The organism is Companilactobacillus versmoldensis DSM 14857 = KCTC 3814, assembly GCF_001434295.1.
Taxonomy (GTDB): Bacteria; Bacillota; Bacilli; order Lactobacillales; family Lactobacillaceae; genus Companilactobacillus; species Companilactobacillus versmoldensis.
In genome coordinates this window covers 23,299-48,120 of record NZ_AZFA01000002.1, presented here as the reverse complement: position 1 = coordinate 48,120, position 24,822 = coordinate 23,299, and the positions used below count along the sequence as shown (strand labels likewise).

The window sequence follows — 24,822 nt, the reverse complement described above, 5'->3', positions numbered from 1 at the left end:
TTTTATGCTAAGCTGTCTTCTTTCCGTTTCTTAATGAGAGTAGATGCATACATGACAATGATTGAAGCTATTCCAATGTACAGCAAGCTCATCATTGAAGATCCAGTGATTGATGCATCTGTAATATACATCTGGTTAAGAATAAGATCATAGGCAAATCGAATTGGAGTAATATCATAAACATAATTATGATAGAAGGGACTCAGCATTTGTGGAATGAAAGTAATGACTGCCATTGAACCTATCCAGATAATAAGCAATAGTGGCCATCCTTTTATTCCAAGCAAATCGAGTACAGCTGACTGCAGTAGATAGAAAACAAGTGATACACCGCCAATCAGCAATAGAAATTGTTTTGGATCATGAATTGGAACGGAGTAGCAAACTTTTGTGAAGAAGTAAACTGATACAGCAATCGCAGTAACAATTGCTACACCTGAAATCAATTGACTTGTGACGCTAGTTAATGAGAGGCGACCATCACTACGTTTCTTCTCATTCTTACTATGGTCTCGCCAGTTTAGTAAACTAGCAATAAGACTACCGAGCCAACAGAATATGGTTACTAAGAATGGTGCCATACCGCTTATTTTTTTGGTTGAAACTTTATTACGTTTTATAAGTGTTGTGTGAATTGGCATTTGCAATTTAGACCAGTCTTGTGGAGAGAGCGTTAGCCCTGATTTATTTGCAACAGTTATATATTCGTTAGAAATCTTCTGATTTAGACGGTCAGTCATCTTTGGAAGTGCAGTAGTCAAAATGTTTGCAACTGTAACGTTACTTCCTTGACTGACGTATAAAGATACTTTTGCTTGTTTGGGAGTTTTCTTGGTTAATGAATCTGCTAAGACTTTTTGTTGTTGGAATTGTGCCGTCTTAGCAGCCATTGGCGTTTTAACTACCAGTGCGTCTAGTTTCTGAGTTATGATTTTACCTTTTAAATAATCTGTTTGCTGATTGATATCTTTAGTAAATCCTGAACGAATGACAACAGCCCCGTAGTATTTTCCGGATGCAAAACCTTTAGTGAGTTCACTCGTGTGTTTTACATTGACCCATTTGATTTCAGAATTTTTCTTATGACTCTCTTTCCGTAATTTCTTCACAACATTCTTAGCATCTTTTCCTTTATCGTTTACTACTAAAGCTAATGGTAAATGACGAACATTAACTGTGCTTCTAGCTCCAACTTGCGCAAAGGCAAATAATCCAATTAATATAGCAGCGACTAACATACAGATCCAGATACTTTTTCTCTTAAATACACTGAACATTTTCATTACCACCTTTTTTATTTTCTATGGGTAGTTTATATTGATTTTTAAATTAAAAACATGGCTAAATTAATATGATTTGTGTCTTAATGCTACAAATAGGAGCAATATGAGCCATAAGGTTACAGAATTGACAAAATTGATAATGGAGGAATCGATATGACGGATTTTAGAATGAAAAAAACTGACGATGTTATCACAAAATCATTTATTGACCTAGTAATAGAGAATGGTTTTGACAAAGTTACTGTCAAGGATATTGCACTCAGAACTATGATTAGTCGTAAAACGTTTTATTTACATTATGAGGATAAATTTGCACTGACAGATGTAATATTACAAGATATTCTTACGTGGCTTGATGAGACCTTGAAAAAAAGCTATTACTCATAAATCAGGGAATTGTCTTAAGTGACGCAATTAGTGAACTAGAACCGGAACTTGGACAATTACTGAGTTGCTGGAGCAGACCAATAAACGCGATAATGACAATTCCACAAGCTAAAATGCAACTAATGGATGGTATTAAAGATATTTTAAGTAATAATTTACAGGCAGCTCTCAAACGGCCAGAGTCAGATTTGGAAATAAATGTTATTGGTGGCATAATGCTAGGGATGATAGGATATTACTTGCAGACAAATGACTTTCCATCAAGCAAAGAAATTCATCAATTATCAGACACTGTTAATTTGATATTTGGTACGTAGTATTGGTCCGCCACATCTCCTTCACAATTACATTTTAAAGTGACACTTTGTCATAGTGATTAGGCCTGATCGTGAAGTCTCGTAGGATTTTTGGTGGATAATGGTGAGCCGAAAATTACTGGCTTGAATGGCTTTGACTAAGGGCGTGGACTGTATAATAGTTTTGGCGAAATTTCTCGCCTAAGTTTAGGCCTTAAACGATTAGTTGTTATCGAGTTAAGTTGGTTTTAAGGTGTGAGAGCATTGCTTCATAGGCTTTTACATATAAGCGCCAATAACACTTTAGAAGCCGGTATATATATTAAATCTATAGTCTCCCAATTTATTCATTGAATCAAAAAAATAGAAAAATCAGGACCTGAATTGTGATTTTTACAATCTCGGTCCTGATTTTTTTGACTCTTTGTCAACGGATGTTGATGAGAAATTTCCTTTTTTATTACTTCAAAATGTAATTATCACTTGATAAATTAGAGCTTGGAAATAAATTGATAGTTGAAAAAATCCTGATGATATAAGGATTTTATGAATAAATAGTCGTGATGTGTTTCACATTTTCATGGAATCATTGAAAAAATTGTTTTGTACTTAGTCATATATGAAAGGGGATACATTTTATTGAGGGGGAATTAAATTGGATAGTCAAATTTCAAATAATCGCAATAAGCAACAAATTGTTTTTGCGGTATTGTTTTTCGTGATTTTTATTGCAGGGATATTTTACGTTAAGTGGTGGCCATATTATGGTAAAGCCATTACGGCAGCTTCAACGCATTCGATCGGTGATTCAATTATTGCTGGAGTTGGTGCGAAAACAGTCGGAGTATCTTTGCAAAGAGGATATACCTTTACGATTGCTTACTTCTTATCAGTTTGGAAGGCTTTCGTAGTGGCTATTATCATTGGTTCATTAGTACAAGTTTTGATTCCAGTTCGTTGGGTACGTCGTTATTTAGGTGGAACTAGATTGAGAAATACGGTTATCGGTACTTTGATGGGAGTACCAACCATGATGTGTACCTGTTGTTCAGCCCCAGTAACAGTCGGGTTATCAAAATCAAAGGCTTCAGTCAATAGTATCATGGCTTTCTTTTTAGCAAATCCATTGTTGAATCCAGCCACCTTGATTTTTATGGGACTAGTCCTAGGTTGGAACTTTACGATTTTTAGGATAATTTTTGGGATCTTGATGGTAATTGCAATTGCTACATTGGTGGGTAAACTAAGCAACAATAAGCAGGTCGAAGTTGACAAAGGGGGAGATTTCGATCCAGTAGAAGAAAATGGAGAAAGCTTATTAAAACGTTGGTGGAAAGCCTTTTATACTTTAGTTATCGACAGCATTCCCGCCTATGTCGTTATTGTTTTCTTACTAGGAACATTCGAGGGAGTATTGTTCCCAGCTATTCAAGGTGGATTAAGCGGCGGCTGGTTAGCAGTGATCTTGTTTGCTTTAGTCGGAACACTTTTCGTTATCCCAACTGCAGGTGAGATTCCAATCATACAAGCCTTAATGGCATTGGGATTAACAGCCGGACCAACAGCAGCATTGTTGATGACATTACCAGCAGTCAGCATCGTATCACTAGCCCTATTAAAACCAGTTTTAAGTTGGAAGAGCCTAAGTATCACCTTCATAAGTGTCTTTGCTTTCGGACTAGTAGCTGGATTAGTAGGAGCATTTGTTTTATAAGATATGAATAATTATTGAAATTTTTTAAGTAATTTTCAAGAAGCCAATCTTCTTATATGAGATGGCTTCTTTTTGTTGAAATAGATTGATATCAAATATTTGTATCAATTTAAAGTGTGAACTATATTAATGGTGTTAACTTTAACTATAAGGAGATCCTAATGAATATACATTTATCGAATGTTCGCACTGGACAAAGACGTGAAGCAAAGATTGGTTTTTCGTGGACAACACTTTTCTTTGGATGTATTCCAGCATTTATTCGAGGCGATGTTAAATATGGTTTGATCCAATTTTTGAGTGGAATCTTTACTTTAGGGACATCACACTTAGTTTTTTCGTTTATTTATAATAAATTCTATATTAAGGATTTTTTGATGAATGGATATATGCCCAGCAACGATTATTCAAAAGATGCACTACTCACAAAAGGTTTTTACTTCCCAGAAGAAGCTAATTTTATTAGTGGAACAAATTCATAATGAATTTGCTCCATTTTTTATTTAAATTTTGTTTGATTTTTAAGACAATTTTAAATAATTAAATAAATACATTAGTAGTAAAAGTAAAATATGATTTGGTATTTGATCCACCAGTAAAAATATGAATGTCTAATTTAGGCACTAAGGGGTGGAGGAAATTCGCCGTCAGCTGTGAAATTTTTCTTGGTGACGGAGGAGCTTAGAAAAAGGTCCAGCTTTGAAACAAGCGAGTGATTTTCTCGATTGATTCAAAGTGGGCCCACAGCGTTCCACGGCGATATTTCCGGAATTCCTTAGTACCGGCAGTGAACCACAAACAAAAAAAGCCGCCATAGCAACGAAAGAACGTTGATACGGCAGCCATTAGAATAGAAAAAATCACCCGTATGGGAATATGTAGCCGACCTAAACGACTGGTATCACTGACTTTCTAACTTGTTTGTGCCCTATTTGTGCCCCAAAATATTATCCTAAGTTTTCATCTAATATTTGGTTAGTTTTTTCTTCTTGTTCTTTCTTACCATTTTGAAGAAGGTGAGCATAAGTGCTTAAAGTTATAGCTATATTCTTGTGACCTAATCTTTGAGAGACATAAGCTATATCTACGCCGTGAGAAATTAGAATTGATGCGTGTGTATGTCGTAATCCATGGAAAGTGATAATAGGGAATATCTCCAGTTTTTTTAATTTATCCGATAAAGCCTGATTGGCAGCACTATCAGAAATGATATTAAAATTAGAATTTTTGAATACTAGATTCTGTTCGTCTCTGTATCCCTTTTTTAAAAATAGCTCTTGTTGTTCTTTTTTTAGTTGTTTAAGTATTGTTATGAGTGAATTTGAAATAGCAATTTCACGATCAGAAGTTTCAGTTTTTACCTTTTTGAAATTCTGAACTTTTGAATAATTAAATCCATGTTTAATATAAACATTTTTCTTTTTAAAATGAACATTATCCCATGTCAATCCAGAAACTTCACCAATACGACATCCAGTCATTAATGAAAATATTATCTCATAATTAACCATCTTATTCATTGAAGCATGTTTTAAACAATCTGATTTTAAGGCTTTAGCATCATTTTCATTGATGTATTTGGCTTCCTCAGGTTTACTTGCTTTTTGACTTGCTATAGTAACGCCGTGAGTAAAGTCAGTATAAATAATACGTTCTTGAATAGCATCTTGAACAATTGCCCGAATTCGACTATTTAATTTAGATATGCTCTCTTTGACGTGAGTTTTACCATACGTGTTAAGCATCTTTTGATATTCCATTTTGGTAACATCTTTTAATTTTGTATCTTTAAAATGATTTTCAATTTCAACGGGTATTAAAGAATATATATAATAGCTATGCTCAGTAATATTTCCTTTTTTATAAGTTTCTATCCATTCTTTTGAATAAGCTACAAATGAAACATTTTCTTTTTTTGAAATGCCTGACTGAAGATGTTTCGTCTCTACATCAATACCTGCTGTTTTAGCTTCTTTTGAAGTGGAAAATCCAGATTTAGATATTGATTTACGTTTACCTTCAGAATCATAGTATTTGACTCTATACGTCCAAGTTTTGCCACGTTTAATTCCTCCAGTATGGTATACTAAAGGAGCTAAATAGGGGAGTTTTAGCCCGTTTAGAAATACTTTCTTATTAAGTCATATTCCATCTACTTTGGTCGGTGTAGGAATATGGCTTTTTTATTTTGTCTTTAATTAATTTGATAAGTTTTAGTACCAATTTTATCGAAATCAGAATTATCAAATTCCAATGAGACAGGGTTATTATTGTTATCCCCAAGTTTGAATGTCAAAATACCAGTTACTGTTTTACCAGGTAGTAAAGCGTTATTGAGGTTATCTTCATATTGTTGTAATGGATTATCCCCATTTTCGTCGGTGCCAATCATGCCTGGTTCAAGTTCAACATTTGAAGTATCAGTTTTTTGTTTAGCATGAACTACCATATATACGTTTGATGGATCTTGTTCTTTTTTAGAATTATTTGTTATATCAGTATAAATAACGAGAACCTTAGTACCATCTTCAGCACCATCACGTATTTCAGATTTGGTTAACTTATATGTTTCCATACCAGCATAAAAAACATCATCCTTAAAAAACCATTCATGATTATCATCAGTTGGAATTTTAGTAGCAGCTTCTTTTTTTGTTGAATTAGTCTTTTTTGAAGACTTTTTAACTGTCTTTGTACTGACATCATTTGGTTTCTCAGATTTTTTACTTGTATCACTACCACTTGAACAAGCCACTAATGTTGAAGCTAAAAGAATAGTTAATCCCGTTAATGCTAAACCTTTGTTTTTCATAATTTCCTCCATAAATATACATTTAATCAGTATAAGCATATCAGAAGGGATGCATTAAAAGCTAATTCATTACCATTTTCTTCTTTACTATATATTCGTATCTTAGAAGAATACAGAATTGTTGAAGGAACATAATGTAGTTATTAAATTGGATGTCATTATCACGGCAATACTGTAGTAGTAAATCGATTGCTACCTTATTAGCAGCCCCCTCAGAACAAATCTTTCCAGTATTTGAATGGTCATACATGTAGCAGGTATCGCCATTAAGCATGTGGCCAATCTCATGAGCCACAACCATAGGCAATTCTTCCTGTTTATACCAGCTTGTATTAATGAGCATCATATTCCGTTCAGGTATAGCAACTGAAGGCCAGAATGAATCTACCTCATTTAATAGCTCAAATCCTATGTGATGATCCAGTGCATAATTCAATAAATAAGTTGTAACATCGCTCATACATTATTTTCCCCCATCTAAGATACGTCTAATCATTTCTAATTCCTCTGGTGGTATTTCTCTACCACCATAACTCATAACAGTGTAATCGTCTTGCATCACATCTTTGATATCTACTTTCTTAGATTTAGTGTTAATATCCGGATCATCCGTTTTCCCCAATAGGTAGTCTACAGATACGTGTAAAACATTAGCAACAGCCTTAAGATTATTAATTCCAGGCTCTTTATGTTTCCATGAATATATAGTGTTGGTACCCAAATTAGCCATATCGTTCACTTTTGTAAGACTAAAACCTCTTTGTTTTGAAATTTTTTTAATTCTATCTAACGTTGTCATAATAGGCTTTCTCCAATGTATGACGACTAATAATTAGACTTAGGCTAAAAATATACTTGCATTATTTTAGACTTAGTCTTATTATTAATTCATCAAGTAATTGAGCAACAAAAACAGACGACCACCGATACAATACTTTGGCGAGGATTGCAGTAGTAGTAGGTCTTTCATTGCTTATTTAGTATGTCTTTATATTAGACTTAGTCTAATATTTTGTCAACAACTTGATGAACAAATAACAGAATGGAAAGGAGTTGATTACATGCCAGAACAACAATTCGCAAAGGTAGCATATGACATTGAACGATCAATTAAGATCGCATTGCTTAATCGAGATATGACTCAAAAAGAGTTAGCTGAATTGATTCATGCTAATCCACAACAACTCAATAGAGCAATCAAAGGTGACATGACACCTAAGTCACGTGAACTACGTGAACAAGTAGCACGAGTTTTAAACCTATAAATAAAAAAGAAGGAAAGAAATAATGAACAACTTACAGGAATTTAATTTTAAAGGAAACAATGTACGAACGGTACAAATTGATAACGCACCTTATTTTGTTGGTAACGACATTACAAATACCTTGAAATATAAAAATGGACGTAAAGCCATAAGCGATCACGTTGATGTCGAAGATGTGAGGGAGGAACGAATCGTTACACCCTCTGGTATTCAAAAAATGAAAGTTATTAACGAATCGGGATTATATAGTTTAATTCTTTCTAGTAAATTACCAGCTTCAAAAGAATTCAAACGTTGGGTTACATCAGAGTTTCTACCAACAATACGAAAACATGGTGCTTATCTAACTGATTCAGCAATTGAACAAACACTAACTGATCCAGATTACCTAATTAAATTAGCCACACAGCTTAAAACGGAACGTGAGGGTAGGTTGATTGCTGAACAACAAGTGGCAGAGGACAGACCAAAAGTTACTTATTATGACAAAGTTCTTGCTAATCCATCATTAGTAACCATCACAATTATCGCTAAGGATTATGGGATGAGTGGTAGAGAAATGAACGCTAAACTTCATGAACTTGGAATTCAATATAAACAAGGTAAAACGTGGTTGCTTTATTCTAAATATCAACATAATGGTTGGACTCATTCAGATACAACGATGGTTAAACGAAAAGATGGAACTGAAAAGGCTGTTTTAAACACTAAGTGGACTCAAAAAGGACGTTTAGGACTATATGAAGTTCTTAAACAGCACAATATTTATCCGATGATTGAACAACTTATGGAGGTCTAGCCAATGCCACAAACTATTAAGGCTGAAGTAATTATGGAAGTTCCATCTGATCAAGTAGTAATTACTAAAGCAGAATTTAATGAATACCAATCGTTAAAAGATGATGGGCGTTGGTGGACTTCTAAAGACATTGAACAACGATACAACCACAAAATGGATTGGTTCAAACAAAAAATCTTGTATGTTCCCAAGTTTAAAAAGATTTTAGATTCCAAAAATGGTGGTTTCGTTCACTATTCCGATTTAGATGATGGACGTTATTGGAGCTTTGAGCCGAAACGATTCAAAAAATTTATGGAAGATAATTTTGCTGAAATTAATGGGTGATGAAGATGATAAGAATACCAATGATCGTATGGTTACCGGTTTTTACTGGAGTATTGACTGGTCTGATCACGTACTTATTTACTAAATACAAAACGTGGGAAAACATTAAGAAACATATTTTTGGATTCTAGGAGGTGAAAATATGGATTCCGAAGATGAAATTAAGGAACTTATGAAAGAAGTAAGCCATTTAAAAATGTTACTGGCTTTTAGTCCTGAAATTCTTGAATGTGGGGAATATCGCGATTGGGAACTTGTTAAAAAGCACGGTGAACCAGTTAACATGCCTAATAACTATGAAGTTATTTTGCTAAAAAAATAAACACCCGGAGGTGTTAGGGAATGAGAATAAAATTTAAAAACCACTTAATAAACTTTGGATTAATGTGCAGAGTAAACCCTTTACAAATCCTTGCCATGTTCTTGACAGGAATTTCTGTACTCTGCCAATTTATCGTTTTGCTTTTGTTGCTCACTGGCAAGTAAGTCAATACTTTTGACATTCAAAGTAACAATAAAGTTTTTGTAGGGTGTATCAATCTTAATCTTTTCGGATTTTATTCCGTCGGGACTTCCAACAACATCAAAAAAAGCAATTGATCCATTGACCGTGTTATAAGGGTCAATTCTCAGTGGTAACTCAAATGGTTTTTCACAGAACATCACCTCTTTTGAATCATATATCAATGGAGTGAAAGAATCAGATGTTATTTCTTTTGTACCACCACCAACCTTTGATATGTCATTTATGGTGATTGGATTCGCTGAATTATTAGCAATCCTCAAGGACAAAATCGAAACATACGTACTTATTGCAAGTTCATCAAAATCATCTGGGTATGGCTTTTGCTTGACGTTTTCGAGAGTCGCACCGTCAACCCAATAAGAATTATGTCGTTTGCTTTGAGTACAAGTGATTTTTGGCAACGATAAACGATAATTTAGCCCTTGAACCACCAGTGAAGCAACACCTGTAACGCAACCAATAATAGATAGCAATGTAACCATAAATTTCACCTCAAAGAAATTATACCAAAGGAGCTACCAACATGCCTGGTTTTGACGAATGGTTAACAGATGACAGCCACCAGATAACCAAGAACCATATTACCCGTCAGCTGAACCTGATGAAGTGGCGGAAAAAAGGTAAGCACCTTGGTTTAAAAGTGCCTATACATAAAAAAAGACCCCTTAATTAAAAGGGGCCACAAGTTGAGGTAACAAATGACCTGACAAACTGGATAGCTACAGGAGGGACCCATTTGTATTCTGCTTTTTTAAGAGGTAGTTAATTCTAACAAATAAATTTCGCTCATCAGATCACAAGTTAACAGTACTCTCTATTTACTAAGAAGTATATGAAAAGAACTTATTAATAATTATTAGGAGGTGAACGCAATGGATAAAGTGACTGATGCGTATTATGCACAGCGACACTGGGAAGAGTTTAGGGACAAAATCGTTAAGAAACAATTAACATACGGCGCTGTTGTCCACGATTATTTCAAACTTGTGGACGAGATGAACCGTACTAAGGAGGATCTAAGGCAATGGAGAACCAACTAGATGTATTGATCGATAAGGCTATTGAATTCTACAAAGCCAGACATGCATATAACTGGATGCCTACTAAACGAAACAAAGCGGAGTACATTCAACAAGCTAACGAGTTGCACCAATTAAAAAAGTCCCTCATCACTACAATGACGAAGGACACAAATAAAAATATTTTACATTCAAATTATACCACGGAGGAACGTTAAATATGAAGGAAGAAAAACTAGTATTAGAAAAACAACCTAAGTCACAAGAAAATTATTCAAAGCCCGTATTCATTGACAGTGATCTTTACAAAAAAATTGTCGAGTTGAAAGCAGAAACTGGTCTACCTATTCGCCAAATTGTTAATCGCTTCGTTGAATATTCAATTGAACACGTTGAAATAAAGGAGGAAAAATAAATGGCCACATTATATGAATTAACGGGTAGTTATCATAAACTGCTTGAATTATCAGAAGATACAGACCCAACACTATTCGCCGACACGATGGATTCTATTACGGACGCTATCGATGATAAAGCCGTTGGTTACGCAAAAGTAGATAAAGAACTAGCAAAAGACGAAGCTGCACTAAAAAAAGAAGCACAACGACTTACTGCACGGGCTCACGCTATTGCAAACAATCGCAAGCGACTAAAAGAGAACCTGCAACTAGCTATGGAAGAAACTTCTACACCTAAGATCAAAACTCCAGAATTTACTATTTATATCCAGAAAAACAATCCATCTGTGAATATTGTGGACGAACATGATATTCCTGCTTATTTATTTGAAACCAAACAGGTTATAGATAAGAAAAAAATCTCATCACTATTAAAGGAAGGCAAAGATGTCCCAGGTGCTGAACTAACTCGCTCGGAATCATTGAGAATCAGATAGAAATTGTTTGAGTTAAGACCCTATCAACTAAAAACAATCAATAACATCTATCATTCTTTTGATAGAGGCAACCGGTCAATCATTGTGCAGCAACCACCAAGAACAGGTAAAACGGTAATCATGGCTGAAATAGCCCGCCGTGCAACAGACAATGGCAACCGTATTTTGTTTGTTGTCCACCGTAAAGAGATCGTTGACCAAGTAATTTCGACATTCAAACAACAAGGTGTGAACATGCCATTGGCGAAAATTGGAATGGTGCAAACCATAACAAGACACGTGGACAAGTTAAAACCACCATCAATAATTTTTGTTGACGAAGCACACCATGTTAAGGCTAAAAGCTACATGAGAATACTTGATACGTTTCCTAATGCATTGAAATTACTTTTTACTGCCACGCCTTACCGTTTAGACGGTAGCGGGTTTGATGATGTGGCTGACGACTTAATACTAGGGAATACGATTAAAGACTTGATCAGTGATGGATTTCTGGCACCAGTCGATTATTACGCACCAAAGCAGTTGGACGTTGATCAGTTGAAAGTGAAACGAAACGGCGAATTTGATGAAAAATCTATCGCTAAGGCGTTCAAACCCAAGGTGTATGGAAACGCCGTGAAGACGTTCCAAAAACTAGCAGGCGACAAAAAGGCTATTGCATATGCCTACAACGTGGCTAGTGCTGAACGATTGGCAAGTGAATTGAATGGCAATGGTATCACTGCTAGGGCTGTTAGTGGTAAGACACCAAAGGACGAGCGGGACCAGATAATTCAAGATTATCGCAACGGGAAAATACAGGTTGTAACCAATGCTGAATTATTTACCGAAGGGCTTGACCTTCCAAACGTGGATTGTGTAATTATGCTACGCCCCACACAGTCACTATCGTTGTACTTGCAATTCGCTATGCGGTGCATGAATCCACGTGAAGGCAAGACAGCTATCATTATCGACCACGTTGGAAATGTGAATAGGTTTGGACTTCCTACTGAAAATCGTGAATGGAAACTTGAGGGTTCAAAAAAAACGAACCGTAGCAATGGCCACAGTGATGTTAAATCAGTGACGGTATGTCCAAAGTGTTTCATGACGTTTTACCGCAAGGGTGATAAATGTCCTTTCTGTGGTGCTGAATTGACCGAGGAAAAAGAATTAGAAGTAGTAGAAGATGCCAAACTTGAAAAAGTTAAAGAGGAACGATTAAGAAAAGCCCATATGATTATGAACAACAATCTAGCTGCCAAAGTAGCAGATAAGACGCCAAACCAATTGAAGAATATGGCAGAGATAAAAGCATTTGCTGAATTCAAGAATTACAAAAAAGGATGGATTTATTACTACGGAAAGAAAAGAGTATTTATTAAATGAGCATACTACCAAAGAATGAACCACACCAACCACATAACACACCTAAAAATTTCTTTATCTGGGGTGCAACTATGTCTGGTAAGAGTTACCTGGCCTCATACTTTCCAGATTCTATCGTATTTAGTACTGACGGTAATGAAAAAAATTCTGGTACTCGTCCTACCATTGCATTACAAAACAAAGTTAACGCACAAGGAAAAATTACAGAATCAGTTATCGATATTTTAGATAAGTATATTTTAGCTTTGCGGACGGAACAGCATTCATTCAAGACAGTGGTCATTGATGTTATTGAAGATGTGACTGTATTGATTGAGCAAGCAATATGCATGGAAAACAACGTTAAATCATTGTCTGATATTCCATATGGAAAAGGTTATTCAATGTTCAATTCAATGCTGCAAGAATTGGTTATCGATCTAAAGGCATTAAAAATGAACGTTGTTTATATCAGCCGTGAGGTTACTAAAACAGATTCAAATGATAATCCAGTACCTGCACCAGCATTAAAAGAAAAGTACTACAACGTTGTAAATGGTAACTGTGATTTAGTTATCAGAACTCAACATTTGGGAAGTCGATACGTTCAAACGGTGACTGACATCAGAAGAAAGTACAAGGAATCAGAAATCGAAGACCCGATTATTTTAAAGATTTTAAGTGTAATACCTGGTGCCTTGGTTAAAGACAAACAGTCGAAAACACCTACGGCAAGACCGACACAAACAAATAATAAGGATGGTAAATAAACATGAGTTTAAGAGATAGAAAGAACGCACTAGAAGCACAAGGATTTGACCCAAAGAATGACAAGATCAATGGATACGAAGGACTACCAGCAGGCAAGTATCATATGCTGACAGAAGCAATTTCACCTTCTAAATTTGGTCAATTATCTGTTAGAGCACAAGTAATTGAAGGGGAGCACAGCGGACAAAACGAATTCATAAATGTCAGCTTAGATGAAAAAAAGAGAAATGGTGAACCATTGCCAGACTTCATTATTGATAGAAATATTAAAACAATTGCTAGTTTAGCAGCAGTGCTAGGCGTAGCACTTTCTGATGCGGCTTGGGACGACGTTCAAGAAATGGCTAACGAGTTCCAAAAAGGTGAAGGTAAACAATTCAATATGGATCTAACACTTAAAGAAAACAAGAACAATCCTGCATATCCATACAAGACTTATGAATTTGAAGAGGTTGCCGAAGACCCATTTGGGAATGCACCAGCACCATCAGATGCAGATGCACCACTGGAGATTAAAGATGAAGATTTGCCATTTGGGAATGCACCAGCACCATCAGATGCAGATGCACCACTGGATAAGAATGGCGAACGTCCATTTTAAACATCCACATAGTGCAGTACCACTTAAACATGCCGAATGGGTGGAATGCCCGATTTATAAGGAGGGGAAGGATGACGATGGGAAAGTTAATTGATTTAACAGGCAAAAGGTTTGGACGATTGACAGTTATTGAGCGAGATTATGAATATCAAAAGAGTAAGAAAATAAATTGTGCATGTTGGAAATGCATATGTGATTGTGGAAATCAAAAAACAGTTCGAAGCAGATCCTTAATGAACGGTAAAACACAAAGTTGTGGATGTATTAAAAATGAAAGAGCTTTAGAGAGCATTACTGAACTGACAAAGCGGAGAGATATTTTTTTAGTGGAAAATACTGATTTAATTCAATTGTCGAAAGCTCGTATTCAAAAAAATAATACAAGTGGAACAAAAGGAGTTTATTGGAACAAAAGAGATAAATGTTGGATTGCCACAATGAGATTTAAAGGCGTAGATGTTTTAGATAAACATTTTAAAAATAAGCAAGATGCTATCAATGCCCGTAAAGAAGCTGAAGAAAAATATTTTAAACCTATCCTAGAAAAGTATGACTATGAAAAATTTAGTTAATTATGCAGTTGCTTATGCTCACAAGGGTTTGAGCGTACTCCCTATGTTAAACAAAAAACCATTGATAAAGTTCGCTGATCAACCAGCGTTGAAAGAGTCAGAGATACGAAAATTGTGGAAGAAATACCCGTTTGCACAGATTGCGATACGAACAACTGATTTTTTCGTTATCGATATCGATACAGCTGATGCACACGGTCATGACGGTTTTAAGTCTATTGATGAATACGAACACAAAGATTTGTTAATACCAACGTTAGAGCAGAAAACAGCAAGCGGTGGCAGGCAGTTGATTTATTTCAAACGTAACGATATTGAAGTATCTCAAAATATCGGGTGGCTTCCTGGTGTAGATGTCAAGGCACATGTTAATAACTACATTGTTATTGCCCCCAGCACTCACAAAGGCAAGCAATACGAGTGGTTGAACCATAACTCAATTGTGACGCCTAGCCGTGAATTAATTGAATTAATTAATTGCAAGCCAGCAGGCAAGCAACGGTACAACGGACAAACGTATTCAACAGATAAAACCGCAACATCTGAATTGTTTGAAGAGATCGTAAACGGACTTGGCGAAACGGGCGGCAGGAATAATGCCCTGGCTAGTTTTATAGGTGGCCTGCTATATCGGAATGTAGAAGTAGAAACAGCCTATGAACTGGGTAAATTGGCTAATAACAATACTCCTAAGTCATTACCACCCAAAGAGTTTGAAAGAACTTTTAAATCGATGGTCAACAAAGAATTAAAGAGAAGGGAGATGGCTACTAAAATTGGATCCAGAGTTGAAACAAAGCATGGATAAATTATCCAAAATGCAAAAAGAAAACAAAGTCGTTAAAATGCCGATAAACTTCGCATTGAATTCAAAGGGTGATGTGAAAGCAAAAAGTATAAAAAATGTCGGTTTGATTTTAGAACACGATAAGACGTTAAGAGTGTTGTTTGCATTCAATGACTTCACTCATGAAATCGGAGTAGTTAAAGACGTCCCAGAACTTAGCGTTGATAAAGGTCAAATGTTGGATGATTATGACCCAGCGATACTTCGTTACATTGAAGATAACTATGGAATATTTTTTAATCGTAGTTTATTGCAAATGGCGATAGTAAATGATGCAAGAAAACGTAGATACAATCCAGCAGTTGATTATTTCGACTTCGTATATACGGAGTGGGATGGAAAAGAACGTGTAGCCGATTTACTACCCGATTTTCTTGGAGTCGAGAAGTCGGACATCACAACCTTGATCACAAAGATTTTTTTCACTGGTGCTGTGTCAAAGGCTTATGAACCTGAAACAAAATTTGATTTCGTTCTTGATCTAGTAGGTGGACAGGGAGCAGGAAAAACAACCTTTTTGAAGAAGATGGCCCGCGAATGGTACACAGACCAGTTCACTGATTTTAAGGACAAGGATAATTTCAGTGTCATGTTACGTTCATTGATTGCTAATGATGATGAAATGACTGCAACAAATAATAGTAGTTTTGAATCACTTAAGAAATTTGTATCAGCTCAAGAATTAGAGTTCCGTCCACCGTATGGACATGAATCCATTAGATATGACAAGAACTTTGTTCTAGCAAGAACTACCAATGAAATGACATATCTGAAAGATCGAACAGGTGAGCGTAGATTTCTTCCTGTCAAAGCTAATGCAAGTAGACAAAAAAAGACCCCGTTCGATGATTTGAACGATGATCTTATCAATCAGTTATGGGGCGAATTTGTTTCATATTATCAGCATGGATTTACATTTGGATTAACTAAAACGCAAGAAGCTATCCTGTCTAAGCACCGTAAAGAATTTATGTATGTGGATGAAGTAGAAGCACAGATTGAAGAATTTTTGGAGAGCTATCCCGAAAAATTCGTAAGTAGCAAACAAATTGGTAAATATTTAGGCGAAGATAATCTTGTCAAGAATCGTAGATTATCTAAAAAGATAAAGTACGTGATGGATAACAAGTCGAATTGGTCCGCCATAGTAAAAAAAAATAATGGTAAAACGAAAAGAGGATATGAAAAGTTACACTAAGTTACACTAAAAAGTGCCTTAGTGTAACCGCTGAAAGCATTGGCACTCTAAGTGTGACCTAAGAAAGGTTACACTAACTACACTAATTACACTTATTAACTTATATATTTATATATAAGCACACACTACAAGGGAAAAGAAAATTTAGTGTAACCGTAACTTTTGGGGGTTAATCCGTTGAGCGAGTAAGGATAGACATGTGTAACCTCTAGTGTAACTTAGTGTAACCTTTCGCTTTAAGTATTGATACTATGCGATTTCTTAGTGTAACCCAAGTTATGACCCAATCAGAAGCAGCGATTCAAAATGATATCCGTGTAGCTGTGGGCGCTCATGATTGTATGATTTTTAGAACTAACGTGGGAAAAGTCAGAACTGACACGGGTAGGTATTTTGATACGGGATTGCCACAAGGGCACCCCGATTTATATGGATTTAAATTTAACAACGGCAAGGTATTTTACATAGAAGTGAAAAACAAACATGGACGAGCACGTGAAGATCAAAAGCAGTTTCACTACATGTTAACTAACCATGGAATTATTCACGGCATAGCTCGAAGTCCAGAAGATGCATTAAAAATTATTGATGAGGAGTTGGTAGGTTATGGTTTCAGTGAATGATAAACACGTCTACAAAAACTATATGCAATACATGTTTGAATGCCACGGCAATTCAATTGAAAGCACGATTGTGTGGATGAGTAAACATTACGGCGAGACACCACAAATATTTAAAGCTGCTAAAAGAGAATTAACGGTAGAACAACGTAACGAAATCATACGGGAAATTTTAGACCCGTCTTAAATTATCGATAAATTGGAGGGGAACAATGAAATATAAATTAAAACTAGATTACACGGAAGAAGAATTAAAGGAATTAAAAGAACTTGGGAAGTATTATTTTAGTCCAATGGAGGCAATACAGGATATATTAAACGTAGGAATTGGTAACGATCCATTCGAAAACTTGCGGGCAAAATATTTCGCAATGGGACATGAAGACGAATTTGATTTTATGGCCGACATTAATAATGTGGTAATGGGAACTGCTATTTTTCCAGAGAATAAATATGTTGTTCACGATTCAGTCACAGGTCAATATATTTATTACAATATAAAACAGAAGGGTTTGCGCTGGGGTAAACCTCACTCAGGTACAGGTGCAGAGACAAAGACCAAAGAGGAGTGGTTAGCAATTAACCCGGCATACGAACCAATGCTAGAAAGGGTAGAAGAATAGAAAGGAAAGGTTAAAAAGACATGCTTGGTAACAAAAACCGTGAATTAATAGATTTAAGACACGAATTAAGGGAAGTAAGAAATCGTAATTTAGATTTGAAATCGGTCATTATGCAACTACTTGAAATCGAGCCAACTGAAAGAATCATACGTTCCACTGATGGTGAGTGTGAACGTAAGTTTAAAACGTATCCAGAATTTGACGTTGAAGCCCACGATAAACAACGAATAGTCATGACTATCGATCAATACAATTCATTAAAACCATCAGTTCAAAAACGACTTCGTAAATTGGATTTAGTAACTGTTCCGATTGATAAAAACACTGATTATCTTAAATTATTGGAGGATATACAGAAATGGCTAAGAATACACTAATTGATTTAAACAACCATTTATTCGAACAGTTAGAACGATTAAACGACGAATCAATGCTTCCAGGGAAGTTTCAGCGTGAGGTAATGAGAAGTGACGCCATGGGGAAGGTGGCTGAAAATATTATTCGGAATGCAAATGTAATATTAAAAGCTAAGCAATCATATCCATTTGCCGAGTGTGTAGATTTTCGTTCAGCATGCGCAATTGCTGACACAATCACAGAACACATACCACAAGAGAATGGGAAACGTATCACGTTTTTAATACAGCCTTAACATGGGGGTGGCAAGTATCGAACTATCAAAACGAAAACTGGGGTATTTAGAAGAACTGTATTCAGACTATACGGACATTGACCACCTTATAGCAATACGGCGTGATGAGATCGACCACCCGTGGAGAGAAAAAGACACTAATACAGGTGGTGGTCGTTCTAGTCATGTATCCAGACCACAAGAAGAAATTGTTATCAAACGGGAAAACGATATTCGGCTCCAGTGGCTACTTAAGTTGCAGAAGGCTGGTGATAAGGCAGTTGAACAATTTACTGATGAGCAACAGCGTATGTACGAATTGAAATACTTATCTAATGATTATTATGACTGGGATATCGTTGGTGACATCATGGGATATTCTCGTGCGACTATTTACCGCAAACGATACAAGTTTTTAGAATTACTAGGTAAGCAAATTGGCTACTGCTAATTGAGACTAGAAACGGTGGTAATATCACCTAAAATGATTTATATTGGTAGTATAGCCAAACAGTTAAGAATACTGTAAAAGCTAAATAAAAATAAAATATTTATAACACAAAGACAGCCTGTCTCTAACTACCGTGAGTAAACACGTTAAAATCTAGCTCAACGCTATTAATGCCTGCTTATGATAACGGCATGGCATTGTGGGGATACTGGCGTACGATAGTGGTTCGATTCCACTGATCCTTATTGGATATACATACCGGGAGTGTATCCATCCCTTATTTATTATAGAATCCTCCTCGGTGGGATGTATCCAGTGGTGTGGATATACTATACGCTAGCAAGTATGCAGGTTCGATTCCTGCCATCCCAATATTAACTAAGTCACTCTTAACGGGGTGACTTTTTATTTTAGGTGGTGACCAGTATCAGCAAACCAAAGAAGCTAATGTTCAAAAATGGAAAACGGGTACTGGTTGATTTTGATGAGGTTTCCCGTTCTGAATACGACAAGCAATATAATCGAAGGCGTGCCGTTGAGAAACCAGACTACCTTAAGTTTTACCATAGTACCCAGTGGCAAAAGGTGAGAGCTGAAGCCATGACCAGAGACCTTGACCTATGTGTGAGATGTGGCAATAAAGGTTATCTAGTTGATCATATTGTTCCATCAGAAGATGATTGGTCAAACAGATATGACATTGATAACTTAGAAACATTATGTAAGAAGTGTCATCAACTCAAGACTAAAAGAGAATGGACAAAGCGACACAAAGGAGTACAACGAGCTATGAAGGTACACGTTATATCAGGATACCCAGGTAGCGGTATGGCTAGCTATGTTGCCAGTATGGTGGATACTAGTCACGATCTAGTATTTGATTACGATTTATTAATGAGTTCTTTAAATGGAAATTTAATTGAATCGATTTATTCAGACAATGACAATCAATTAAACAGTCAAGCCAAACTATCTGACATCAAGTCTAGACTTCATCAGTCCAACATAGATATCTATGAGTATGTGGAACTGATATACGAGATGATACTACGCAAGTTAAGGACAGAGCGTACGTTTAATAATGTGTGGATATTAAGAACCTTCCCAGACGAAAGACTAAAGAACTTGTTAGTCACAACTGGATATGATGTTGAGTACTTAAGACTTGATACAACAAGAGAAGAATGTACAAGAAGATTGAAGACAGTCGGACGGTATACGGACAGTATGTCTACTACTATGGACAAGATAGATAGATTAGATGATGAAGGATTGTTTGATGATTATAAATTGATAAAAACAAAAAAAGGAAAAAATAAAAAATAAAAAAATTTATTGTTTGTGAAAGACAATTTCAAATAATTTTATTTTATTGATTTTTTAAACAGAAAAAAATATCGCCGTAAATCTCTGCACCCTATGGGAGAGTAGGCAAACCTACCCCCACCAAAAAAATCGGGGGTGAAGATTTGGGACACGATTGAACACACGCCCCCTTTTTTGCGAGCGAAATTCTATTTAATAAGCTTTTAGAGTGGGGGCTAAACCCCATATATTGCCAAAAGTGGGGACTAACAGAAAGGGGTGATGCTTATGGCTGGTAAAGGTGGGAGATATAGGCTGTTAGAGCAGTCTAAGGCTAATCTAACTAAGCAACAACAAGAAGCCAAATACAATGCCGAAGTGTTGGCTTCTGATGGTTACAAGATGCTGCAACCAACACCCCCAAAACGGCTATCTGGAGTTGCTAAAGCAGAATGGAAGAGAATCGTACCAGACCTGCGTAACCTTCCTATAAGAGCTGTGGATAGGGCAATGGTGGAACAATATTGTGTTTGGTATCAGCAGTTTGATGAGATCAATAGGGCACTTGATGATGTGGATGACATGAACGAACGTATCACATTGATTAATGCACTAGATAAGATATCAAAAAATATTCGTTCTGCAGCTTCTGAAATTGGATTGACTATTGATTCCAGAATGAGATTGAACATACCAAAAGACACCAAGAAACAGAACAACTTAAAAGAAATATTTGGATAGGAGGGATGCCAGTTGGTAGAAACATTTGAAGATTATGTTGAACAGATACTAAACGGTGATATTCTCTCCTGCAAGTCAGTATTAAATGCTGTTAAAAGGCATGAAAAAGACGTCAAAAAGTCCGAAAATAGTGACTTTCCGTACATTTTCGACAAGAAAAAAGCACAAAAAGCCGTTAGATTTATTGAAATGTTGCCCGACCCAAAGGGCGATAACCACAAATTAGCAGGTTTTCAGAAGTTTATTATCGAATCTATCTATGGATGGGTACGAAAAGACAACCACGACTTACGTAGATTTCATAAAGTGTTCGTGTCAATGGCTAGAAAGCAAGGCAAAACGCTACTTATAGCCGGTATTATCCTTTATGAATTCTTGTTTGGTAAGAATCCTGCACGTTCAAGACAAATATTCTGTACTGCTAACGACAAAGAACAAGCCAAAATTGCATTTGAGATGGCAAGAAAACAGTTAGATCAGTTACGTGCTAAGTATCCAGATGTTAAGAAGTCAACCAAGCGGGTTAGAGAGCTACTTGTTAACCTTGATGATGATTCTTATGTACGCCCGCTCTCTCGTGATACGGGGGCGACTGATGGTTTTGAACCATATCTGGGAATGCTAGACGAATACGGAGCAAGTAAAACATCAGAGATGATGGAACTGCTTGAATCTGGTCAAGGTCAGCTGGATAATCCGTTGATAGTGATTATATCTACAGCTAACTTTAATATGAACGCTCCTATGTTCACTGTGGAATATCCATGTGCGAAGGAAATCCTTAAAGGTGAGATAGAAGACGACCAGTATTTTGCATTTATAGCCGAACAAGAATCTATTGATGAGATTGAAGATCAATCCACATGGATTAAAAGCAATCCACTGTTAGAAGTTAAGTCAGTCAGTGGCAAGCTTACAGAATACTTGAGTAAGCGTTGGGAAGTAGCCAAGCAAACTGGTGAAAAGAATGCCGTTCTGGTCAAGAATTTCAACATGTGGAGGCAAGCAGAAGAGAATTCATATATTGATATTGAAAGTTGGAAAAACGCCGCAGCGGACGAAATGCCACCTATTAATGGCCAGCGTGTTTGGTTTGGTGTAGACGTTGGTAAGAGTTCTGACTTGTATGCCATCTCGTGGATGTATCCAGTTGAGGGTGTTTGGTATTCTGACAACTATTCATTTGTTGGAACGAAGTACGGACTTGATGCAAAAATCAAACGTGACCGTATGGACTACAGACGTGTGGAAGAAAAAGGTGAATGCGAGATCACCACACTTGAATCTGGTGTAATCGATAACGAACGTGTTTACGAATGGTTGGATAACTTCATTGAAAGTAACGATATTCAAGTACAAGGTATCATGTATGACCCTTACCAATATGGACCACTGTTAACACTTATCGAAAAGAACCACCCCGAATGGGAACAGATAACGATTAGGCAGGGGACAATGACACTCTCAATGCCAACAAAGCAATTCAGAGATGACGTTCTGGAAGGCAAGATAAAACATTCTGGCAATGAGATTTTAACGAATGCTGCCAACAACGCTGTTACCATGACTGACAACAATGGTGTAAGAATCGATAAGAATAAGTACAGCAATAAAATTGATGCCCTTGATGCATTGCTTGATGCTTACGCTATCTGTTTTACCGAGAATATTGAAAACTTTTTAACAGATGATTATGTTATGTCTGATGATTTTGGATTTTAGGTGATTATATGAAAAATATATTATCGGTCATATTTGACTGGTTAATAATAAACGTGCCACAGATATTACTAATCTGTGGTTTTTTGTTGCTTGCTGTTGCAGGTTTCAAGATCAATACGATTGCCGGTTTGATAGTATCCGGCATTGAACTAATCGTAATTGCATATCTATCAGATAGGAGGTAAATAAATGGCCTTTTTTAGAAGTTTAAACACTAACCCAGATGACTGGGCGGGTCAGTACTTGAGTGACGGGATACTGCCAAGTATCTCACGTGGAAGCACTGTAGGTATTGGGGCTTTAAAGAATTCTGACGTTCTAACAGCTGTATCAATTATTGCTGGTGACGTTGCTCGCTTTCCAATACTGGAATTCGAAGACAAAGATGATACATTTGTGGAAGATGATGAAGTTACTTATTTATTGAATAAGAAGAGTAGTGAAATCATTTCTGCTTACACGTGGAAGTTTGCCATGGTCGCTAATGCAATTCTTACTGGTAATGCTTATTCACGTATCAAACGTGACCCACGCAAGCGAGGACCACAAGCACATAAGCCACTTGAGTTTGAATTCTTTGCTCCATCTCAAACAAACATCAATCAGATCAATACTACATCTGGTGCTAAATATGTTTATCAATTTACTCCAGATGATGGAAGGAAAATGATTGAGTGCAAGCCAGAAGACGTAATACATATGAAATTTTTCTCAACTGATACTATTTTAGGTCGCTCCCCACTCTTATCGTTGGGGGATGAGATGAATCTTCAAAGTTCTGGAGTTAATACGTTATCCAAGTTCTTTAAGAGTGGATTGAAGAGTGCCGTCCTTGAAGTACCTGGTTCGAGATTGAACAAGAAAGCTCGTAAGAAGATTCGTGAAGACTTTGAATATGCACAGTCTACTGGTGGCAATGCTCCAGTAATCATTGATTCCACAATGAAGTACACGCCTATTGAAGTTGATACCAACGTTTTGAATTTAATCAATTCAAATAACTGGTCAACCAATCAAATTGCTAAGGCGTTGCGTATTCCCGCATTCAAGCTTGCCGTTAACTCGCCTAACCAATCAGTAAAGCAGTTGCAAGAAGGATATGTTAAGTACGATCTACCGTTTTATTTAACGCCTATCAAGCAAGAATTGATGCTCAAACTGCTGTCTGATGAAGATAGACACGATAGATACTTTGATTTTGATATATCTAAGGAAATAGGCATGGCTGTTGCGGATATTGCCACCCTTCAGCAAAATGGTATTTACTCAAACAACGAAGGTAGACGTGAGTTAGGCAAGAAACCTATTGATGACCCTAATATGAATCGTTATCAATCTTCATTGAATACCGTATTCCTTGATAAGAAAGAACAATATCAAGACCAGAAAGGGGGTGAGGGAAATGAATCAAACACGGGAATTAAGAACGATACAATCTAAGGTTGAGTTACGAAGTGATGAAGAAACAAACAGCAATGTGATTGAAGGCTATGCGTTGAAATTCGATAAACGCTCCAATCCATTGGGATTTGTTAATGTGTTTGTGGAAACTCTAGACAAACGTTGTTTAGATAATACAGACATGTCTAACGTAGTTGCTACTTTTAACCACGATCAATCTCAAGTGTTAGGGCGGTCGGGCGTTAATCTTGAAATGAATGTTGATGACGTTGGATTAAGGTTTAAAGTCACACTCCCAGATACAACACTTGCTCATGATGTACTAGAAAACATTAGATCGGGTATTATCAATCAATGCTCATTTGCATTTGATATGCCAGATGACGACACAGCCGACACCTGGAAGCGTAGTGATATCGAAGGTGTGGATTATGAACGCCGTATCAATAACATTGCACACTTGTATGATGTATCAGTAGTTACCACACCTGCATATTCAGATACAAATGTTTCCGTTGGTGCAAGGTCGCTTGAGAAAGTTAAGGCTATCAGAGAATTGCCACTGCTCAAGAAACGTGATGAATTATTACGTGAGTTAAAAATTTCAGAAATTAAAGAAGCTATCCAAGATTAATGGGATGGCTATTTTTATTGCCTAAAAGT

At 36.4% G+C, this 24,822-nt stretch carries 35 protein-coding genes and 1 tRNA gene; 30 read left to right on the top strand and 6 right to left on the bottom strand.

The genetic code is table 11. The annotated features are described in order from the left end of the window. Positions 1 to 2: 2 nt before the first annotated feature. Positions 3 to 1,277, bottom strand: a complete 1,275-nt coding sequence (locus tag FC27_RS01510) for a YhgE/Pip domain-containing protein (protein WP_010623973.1) — start codon at positions 1,275 to 1,277, stop codon at positions 3 to 5. Positions 1,278 to 1,436: 159 nt separating this feature from the next. Here FC27_RS01510 and FC27_RS11965 point away from each other — a divergent pair, with 159 nt between their 5' ends. The 4 genes from FC27_RS11965 to FC27_RS01495 all read left to right on the top strand — a co-directional run bounded on the left by FC27_RS11965 (position 1,437) and on the right by FC27_RS01495 (position 4,162). Continuing rightward, complete coding sequence (locus FC27_RS11965) at positions 1,437 to 1,670, top strand: TetR/AcrR family transcriptional regulator (protein ID WP_010623972.1); 234 nt, start codon at positions 1,437 to 1,439, stop codon at positions 1,668 to 1,670. A gap of 92 nt (positions 1,671 to 1,762) precedes the next feature. Further along, a complete protein-coding gene (locus FC27_RS11960; protein WP_010623971.1) occupies positions 1,763 to 1,987 on the top strand; it encodes a hypothetical protein in 225 nt (74 codons plus the stop codon). Positions 1,988 to 2,621: 634 nt separating this feature from the next. Further along, complete coding sequence (locus FC27_RS01500) at positions 2,622 to 3,680, top strand: permease (RefSeq protein WP_010623970.1); 1,059 nt, start codon at positions 2,622 to 2,624, stop codon at positions 3,678 to 3,680. A 161-nt stretch (positions 3,681 to 3,841) separates the two neighbouring features. Then, entirely contained in the window at positions 3,842 to 4,162 is a 321-nt protein-coding gene (locus tag FC27_RS01495) for a hypothetical protein (protein WP_010623969.1), read from the top strand. A gap of 465 nt (positions 4,163 to 4,627) precedes the next feature. Here FC27_RS01495 and FC27_RS01490 read toward each other — a convergent pair whose 3' ends face one another. The 4 genes from FC27_RS01490 to FC27_RS01475 all read right to left on the bottom strand — a co-directional run bounded on the left by FC27_RS01490 (position 4,628) and on the right by FC27_RS01475 (position 7,291). Next, positions 4,628 to 5,749 (bottom strand): tyrosine-type recombinase/integrase, encoded by a 1,122-nt coding sequence (locus FC27_RS01490; RefSeq protein ID WP_029508125.1) that lies wholly within the window; start codon positions 5,747 to 5,749, stop codon positions 4,628 to 4,630. A gap of 125 nt (positions 5,750 to 5,874) precedes the next feature. Continuing rightward, positions 5,875 to 6,492: a DUF5067 domain-containing protein gene (locus FC27_RS01485; RefSeq protein WP_010623967.1), complete on the bottom strand. Its 618-nt coding sequence runs from the start codon at positions 6,490 to 6,492 to the stop codon at positions 5,875 to 5,877. Positions 6,493 to 6,553: 61 nt separating this feature from the next. Next, positions 6,554 to 6,952, bottom strand: a complete 399-nt coding sequence (locus FC27_RS01480; RefSeq protein WP_010623966.1) for a M48 family metalloprotease — start codon at positions 6,950 to 6,952, stop codon at positions 6,554 to 6,556. A 3-nt stretch (positions 6,953 to 6,955) separates the two neighbouring features. Beyond that, positions 6,956 to 7,291 (bottom strand): helix-turn-helix domain-containing protein, encoded by a 336-nt coding sequence (locus FC27_RS01475; protein WP_010623965.1) that lies wholly within the window; start codon positions 7,289 to 7,291, stop codon positions 6,956 to 6,958. A gap of 262 nt (positions 7,292 to 7,553) precedes the next feature. On the opposite strand from FC27_RS01475, the gene FC27_RS01470 reads away from it, so the two are divergent. The 4 genes from FC27_RS01470 (at position 7,554) to FC27_RS01455 (ending at position 9,205) form a co-directional block, all read left to right on the top strand. Then, a complete protein-coding gene (locus FC27_RS01470) occupies positions 7,554 to 7,757 on the top strand; it encodes a helix-turn-helix domain-containing protein (protein ID WP_010623964.1) in 204 nt (67 codons plus the stop codon). Between the two features lie 22 nt (positions 7,758 to 7,779). After that, positions 7,780 to 8,556 carry a phage antirepressor gene (locus tag FC27_RS01465; RefSeq protein WP_010623963.1) on the top strand — a complete coding sequence of 259 codons (777 nt, stop codon included), beginning with the start codon at positions 7,780 to 7,782 and terminating at the stop codon, positions 8,554 to 8,556. A 3-nt stretch (positions 8,557 to 8,559) separates the two neighbouring features. Then, positions 8,560 to 8,883 carry a DUF771 domain-containing protein gene (locus FC27_RS01460; RefSeq protein WP_010623962.1) on the top strand — a complete coding sequence of 108 codons (324 nt, stop codon included), beginning with the start codon at positions 8,560 to 8,562 and terminating at the stop codon, positions 8,881 to 8,883. Positions 8,884 to 9,025: 142 nt separating this feature from the next. Continuing rightward, positions 9,026 to 9,205 carry a hypothetical protein gene (locus FC27_RS01455; protein WP_029508124.1) on the top strand — a complete coding sequence of 60 codons (180 nt, stop codon included), beginning with the start codon at positions 9,026 to 9,028 and terminating at the stop codon, positions 9,203 to 9,205. Positions 9,206 to 9,285: 80 nt separating this feature from the next. Here FC27_RS01455 and FC27_RS01450 read toward each other — a convergent pair whose 3' ends face one another. Then, positions 9,286 to 9,891, bottom strand: a complete 606-nt coding sequence (locus FC27_RS01450; protein WP_029508123.1) for a hypothetical protein — start codon at positions 9,889 to 9,891, stop codon at positions 9,286 to 9,288. A 41-nt stretch (positions 9,892 to 9,932) separates the two neighbouring features. On the opposite strand from FC27_RS01450, the gene FC27_RS11730 reads away from it, so the two are divergent. From FC27_RS11730 to FC27_RS01350, 22 genes are all read left to right on the top strand, one after another. Continuing rightward, on the top strand, positions 9,933 to 10,082 hold the full coding sequence (locus tag FC27_RS11730; RefSeq protein ID WP_155802074.1) for a hypothetical protein: 150 nt from the start codon (positions 9,933 to 9,935) through the stop codon (positions 10,080 to 10,082). A gap of 199 nt (positions 10,083 to 10,281) precedes the next feature. Further along, the gene (locus FC27_RS11725; protein ID WP_155802072.1) at positions 10,282 to 10,449 is read left to right on the top strand and encodes a hypothetical protein; all 168 of its coding nucleotides are present in this window, start codon (positions 10,282 to 10,284) and stop codon (positions 10,447 to 10,449) included. Next, a complete protein-coding gene (locus tag FC27_RS01445) occupies positions 10,434 to 10,646 on the top strand; it encodes a hypothetical protein (RefSeq protein ID WP_010623960.1) in 213 nt (70 codons plus the stop codon). Before FC27_RS11725 ends, FC27_RS01445 begins: the two co-directional genes overlap by 16 nt. Before the next feature lie 2 nt (positions 10,647 to 10,648). After that, positions 10,649 to 10,843 (top strand): hypothetical protein, encoded by a 195-nt coding sequence (locus tag FC27_RS01440; RefSeq protein ID WP_010623959.1) that lies wholly within the window; start codon positions 10,649 to 10,651, stop codon positions 10,841 to 10,843. Continuing rightward, a complete protein-coding gene (locus FC27_RS01435) occupies positions 10,844 to 11,323 on the top strand; it encodes a siphovirus Gp157 family protein (RefSeq protein WP_010623958.1) in 480 nt (159 codons plus the stop codon). It abuts the gene before it with no gap. A gap of 3 nt (positions 11,324 to 11,326) precedes the next feature. After that, complete coding sequence (locus FC27_RS01430; protein ID WP_029508122.1) at positions 11,327 to 12,697, top strand: DEAD/DEAH box helicase; 1,371 nt, start codon at positions 11,327 to 11,329, stop codon at positions 12,695 to 12,697. Next, positions 12,694 to 13,446 (top strand): AAA family ATPase, encoded by a 753-nt coding sequence (locus tag FC27_RS01425; RefSeq protein WP_010623956.1) that lies wholly within the window; start codon positions 12,694 to 12,696, stop codon positions 13,444 to 13,446. The genes FC27_RS01430 and FC27_RS01425 overlap by 4 nt, the downstream gene beginning before the upstream one ends. A 2-nt stretch (positions 13,447 to 13,448) precedes the next feature. Further along, the gene (locus FC27_RS01420; protein ID WP_010623955.1) at positions 13,449 to 14,048 is read left to right on the top strand and encodes a hypothetical protein; all 600 of its coding nucleotides are present in this window, start codon (positions 13,449 to 13,451) and stop codon (positions 14,046 to 14,048) included. Positions 14,049 to 14,119: 71 nt separating this feature from the next. Then, a complete protein-coding gene (locus FC27_RS01415) occupies positions 14,120 to 14,620 on the top strand; it encodes an AP2 domain-containing protein (RefSeq protein ID WP_010623954.1) in 501 nt (166 codons plus the stop codon). Beyond that, on the top strand, positions 14,604 to 15,428 hold the full coding sequence (locus FC27_RS01410; protein ID WP_010623953.1) for a bifunctional DNA primase/polymerase: 825 nt from the start codon (positions 14,604 to 14,606) through the stop codon (positions 15,426 to 15,428). The genes FC27_RS01415 and FC27_RS01410 overlap by 17 nt, the downstream gene beginning before the upstream one ends. Beyond that, positions 15,397 to 16,665, top strand: coding sequence for a virulence-associated E family protein (locus FC27_RS01405; RefSeq protein WP_235807878.1), 1,269 nt, complete (start codon positions 15,397 to 15,399; stop codon positions 16,663 to 16,665). The genes FC27_RS01410 and FC27_RS01405 overlap by 32 nt, the downstream gene beginning before the upstream one ends. A gap of 278 nt (positions 16,666 to 16,943) precedes the next feature. Further along, the gene (locus tag FC27_RS01400; protein WP_029508119.1) at positions 16,944 to 17,288 is read left to right on the top strand and encodes a VRR-NUC domain-containing protein; all 345 of its coding nucleotides are present in this window, start codon (positions 16,944 to 16,946) and stop codon (positions 17,286 to 17,288) included. A gap of 209 nt (positions 17,289 to 17,497) precedes the next feature. Then, entirely contained in the window at positions 17,498 to 17,908 is a 411-nt protein-coding gene (locus FC27_RS01390; RefSeq protein WP_010623949.1) for a hypothetical protein, read from the top strand. Positions 17,909 to 17,928: 20 nt separating this feature from the next. Then, the gene (locus FC27_RS01385) at positions 17,929 to 18,285 is read left to right on the top strand and encodes a hypothetical protein (RefSeq protein WP_010623948.1); all 357 of its coding nucleotides are present in this window, start codon (positions 17,929 to 17,931) and stop codon (positions 18,283 to 18,285) included. Then, positions 18,267 to 18,560: a hypothetical protein gene (locus tag FC27_RS11895; RefSeq protein WP_010623947.1), complete on the top strand. Its 294-nt coding sequence runs from the start codon at positions 18,267 to 18,269 to the stop codon at positions 18,558 to 18,560. The genes FC27_RS01385 and FC27_RS11895 overlap by 19 nt, the downstream gene beginning before the upstream one ends. A gap of 7 nt (positions 18,561 to 18,567) precedes the next feature. Then, the gene (locus FC27_RS01375) at positions 18,568 to 18,990 is read left to right on the top strand and encodes a transcriptional regulator (RefSeq protein WP_162097645.1); all 423 of its coding nucleotides are present in this window, start codon (positions 18,568 to 18,570) and stop codon (positions 18,988 to 18,990) included. A 302-nt stretch (positions 18,991 to 19,292) separates the two neighbouring features. Then, a tRNA-OTHER gene (locus FC27_RS11720) sits at positions 19,293 to 19,362 on the top strand. Between the two features lie 75 nt (positions 19,363 to 19,437). Then, positions 19,438 to 20,316, top strand: a complete 879-nt coding sequence (locus tag FC27_RS01370) for an HNH endonuclease (protein ID WP_040521112.1) — start codon at positions 19,438 to 19,440, stop codon at positions 20,314 to 20,316. 267 nt (positions 20,317 to 20,583) lie between these two features. Next, positions 20,584 to 21,036, top strand: coding sequence for a phage terminase small subunit P27 family (locus tag FC27_RS01365; RefSeq protein WP_010623944.1), 453 nt, complete (start codon positions 20,584 to 20,586; stop codon positions 21,034 to 21,036). Between the two features lie 12 nt (positions 21,037 to 21,048). Further along, positions 21,049 to 22,758 carry a terminase large subunit gene (locus tag FC27_RS01360; RefSeq protein ID WP_010623943.1) on the top strand — a complete coding sequence of 570 codons (1,710 nt, stop codon included), beginning with the start codon at positions 21,049 to 21,051 and terminating at the stop codon, positions 22,756 to 22,758. Positions 22,759 to 22,947: 189 nt separating this feature from the next. After that, the gene (locus FC27_RS01355) at positions 22,948 to 24,198 is read left to right on the top strand and encodes a phage portal protein (RefSeq protein ID WP_010623942.1); all 1,251 of its coding nucleotides are present in this window, start codon (positions 22,948 to 22,950) and stop codon (positions 24,196 to 24,198) included. Beyond that, the gene (locus FC27_RS01350) at positions 24,161 to 24,793 is read left to right on the top strand and encodes an HK97 family phage prohead protease (RefSeq protein WP_010623941.1); all 633 of its coding nucleotides are present in this window, start codon (positions 24,161 to 24,163) and stop codon (positions 24,791 to 24,793) included. The genes FC27_RS01355 and FC27_RS01350 overlap by 38 nt, the downstream gene beginning before the upstream one ends. Positions 24,794 to 24,822 lie beyond the last annotated feature (29 nt).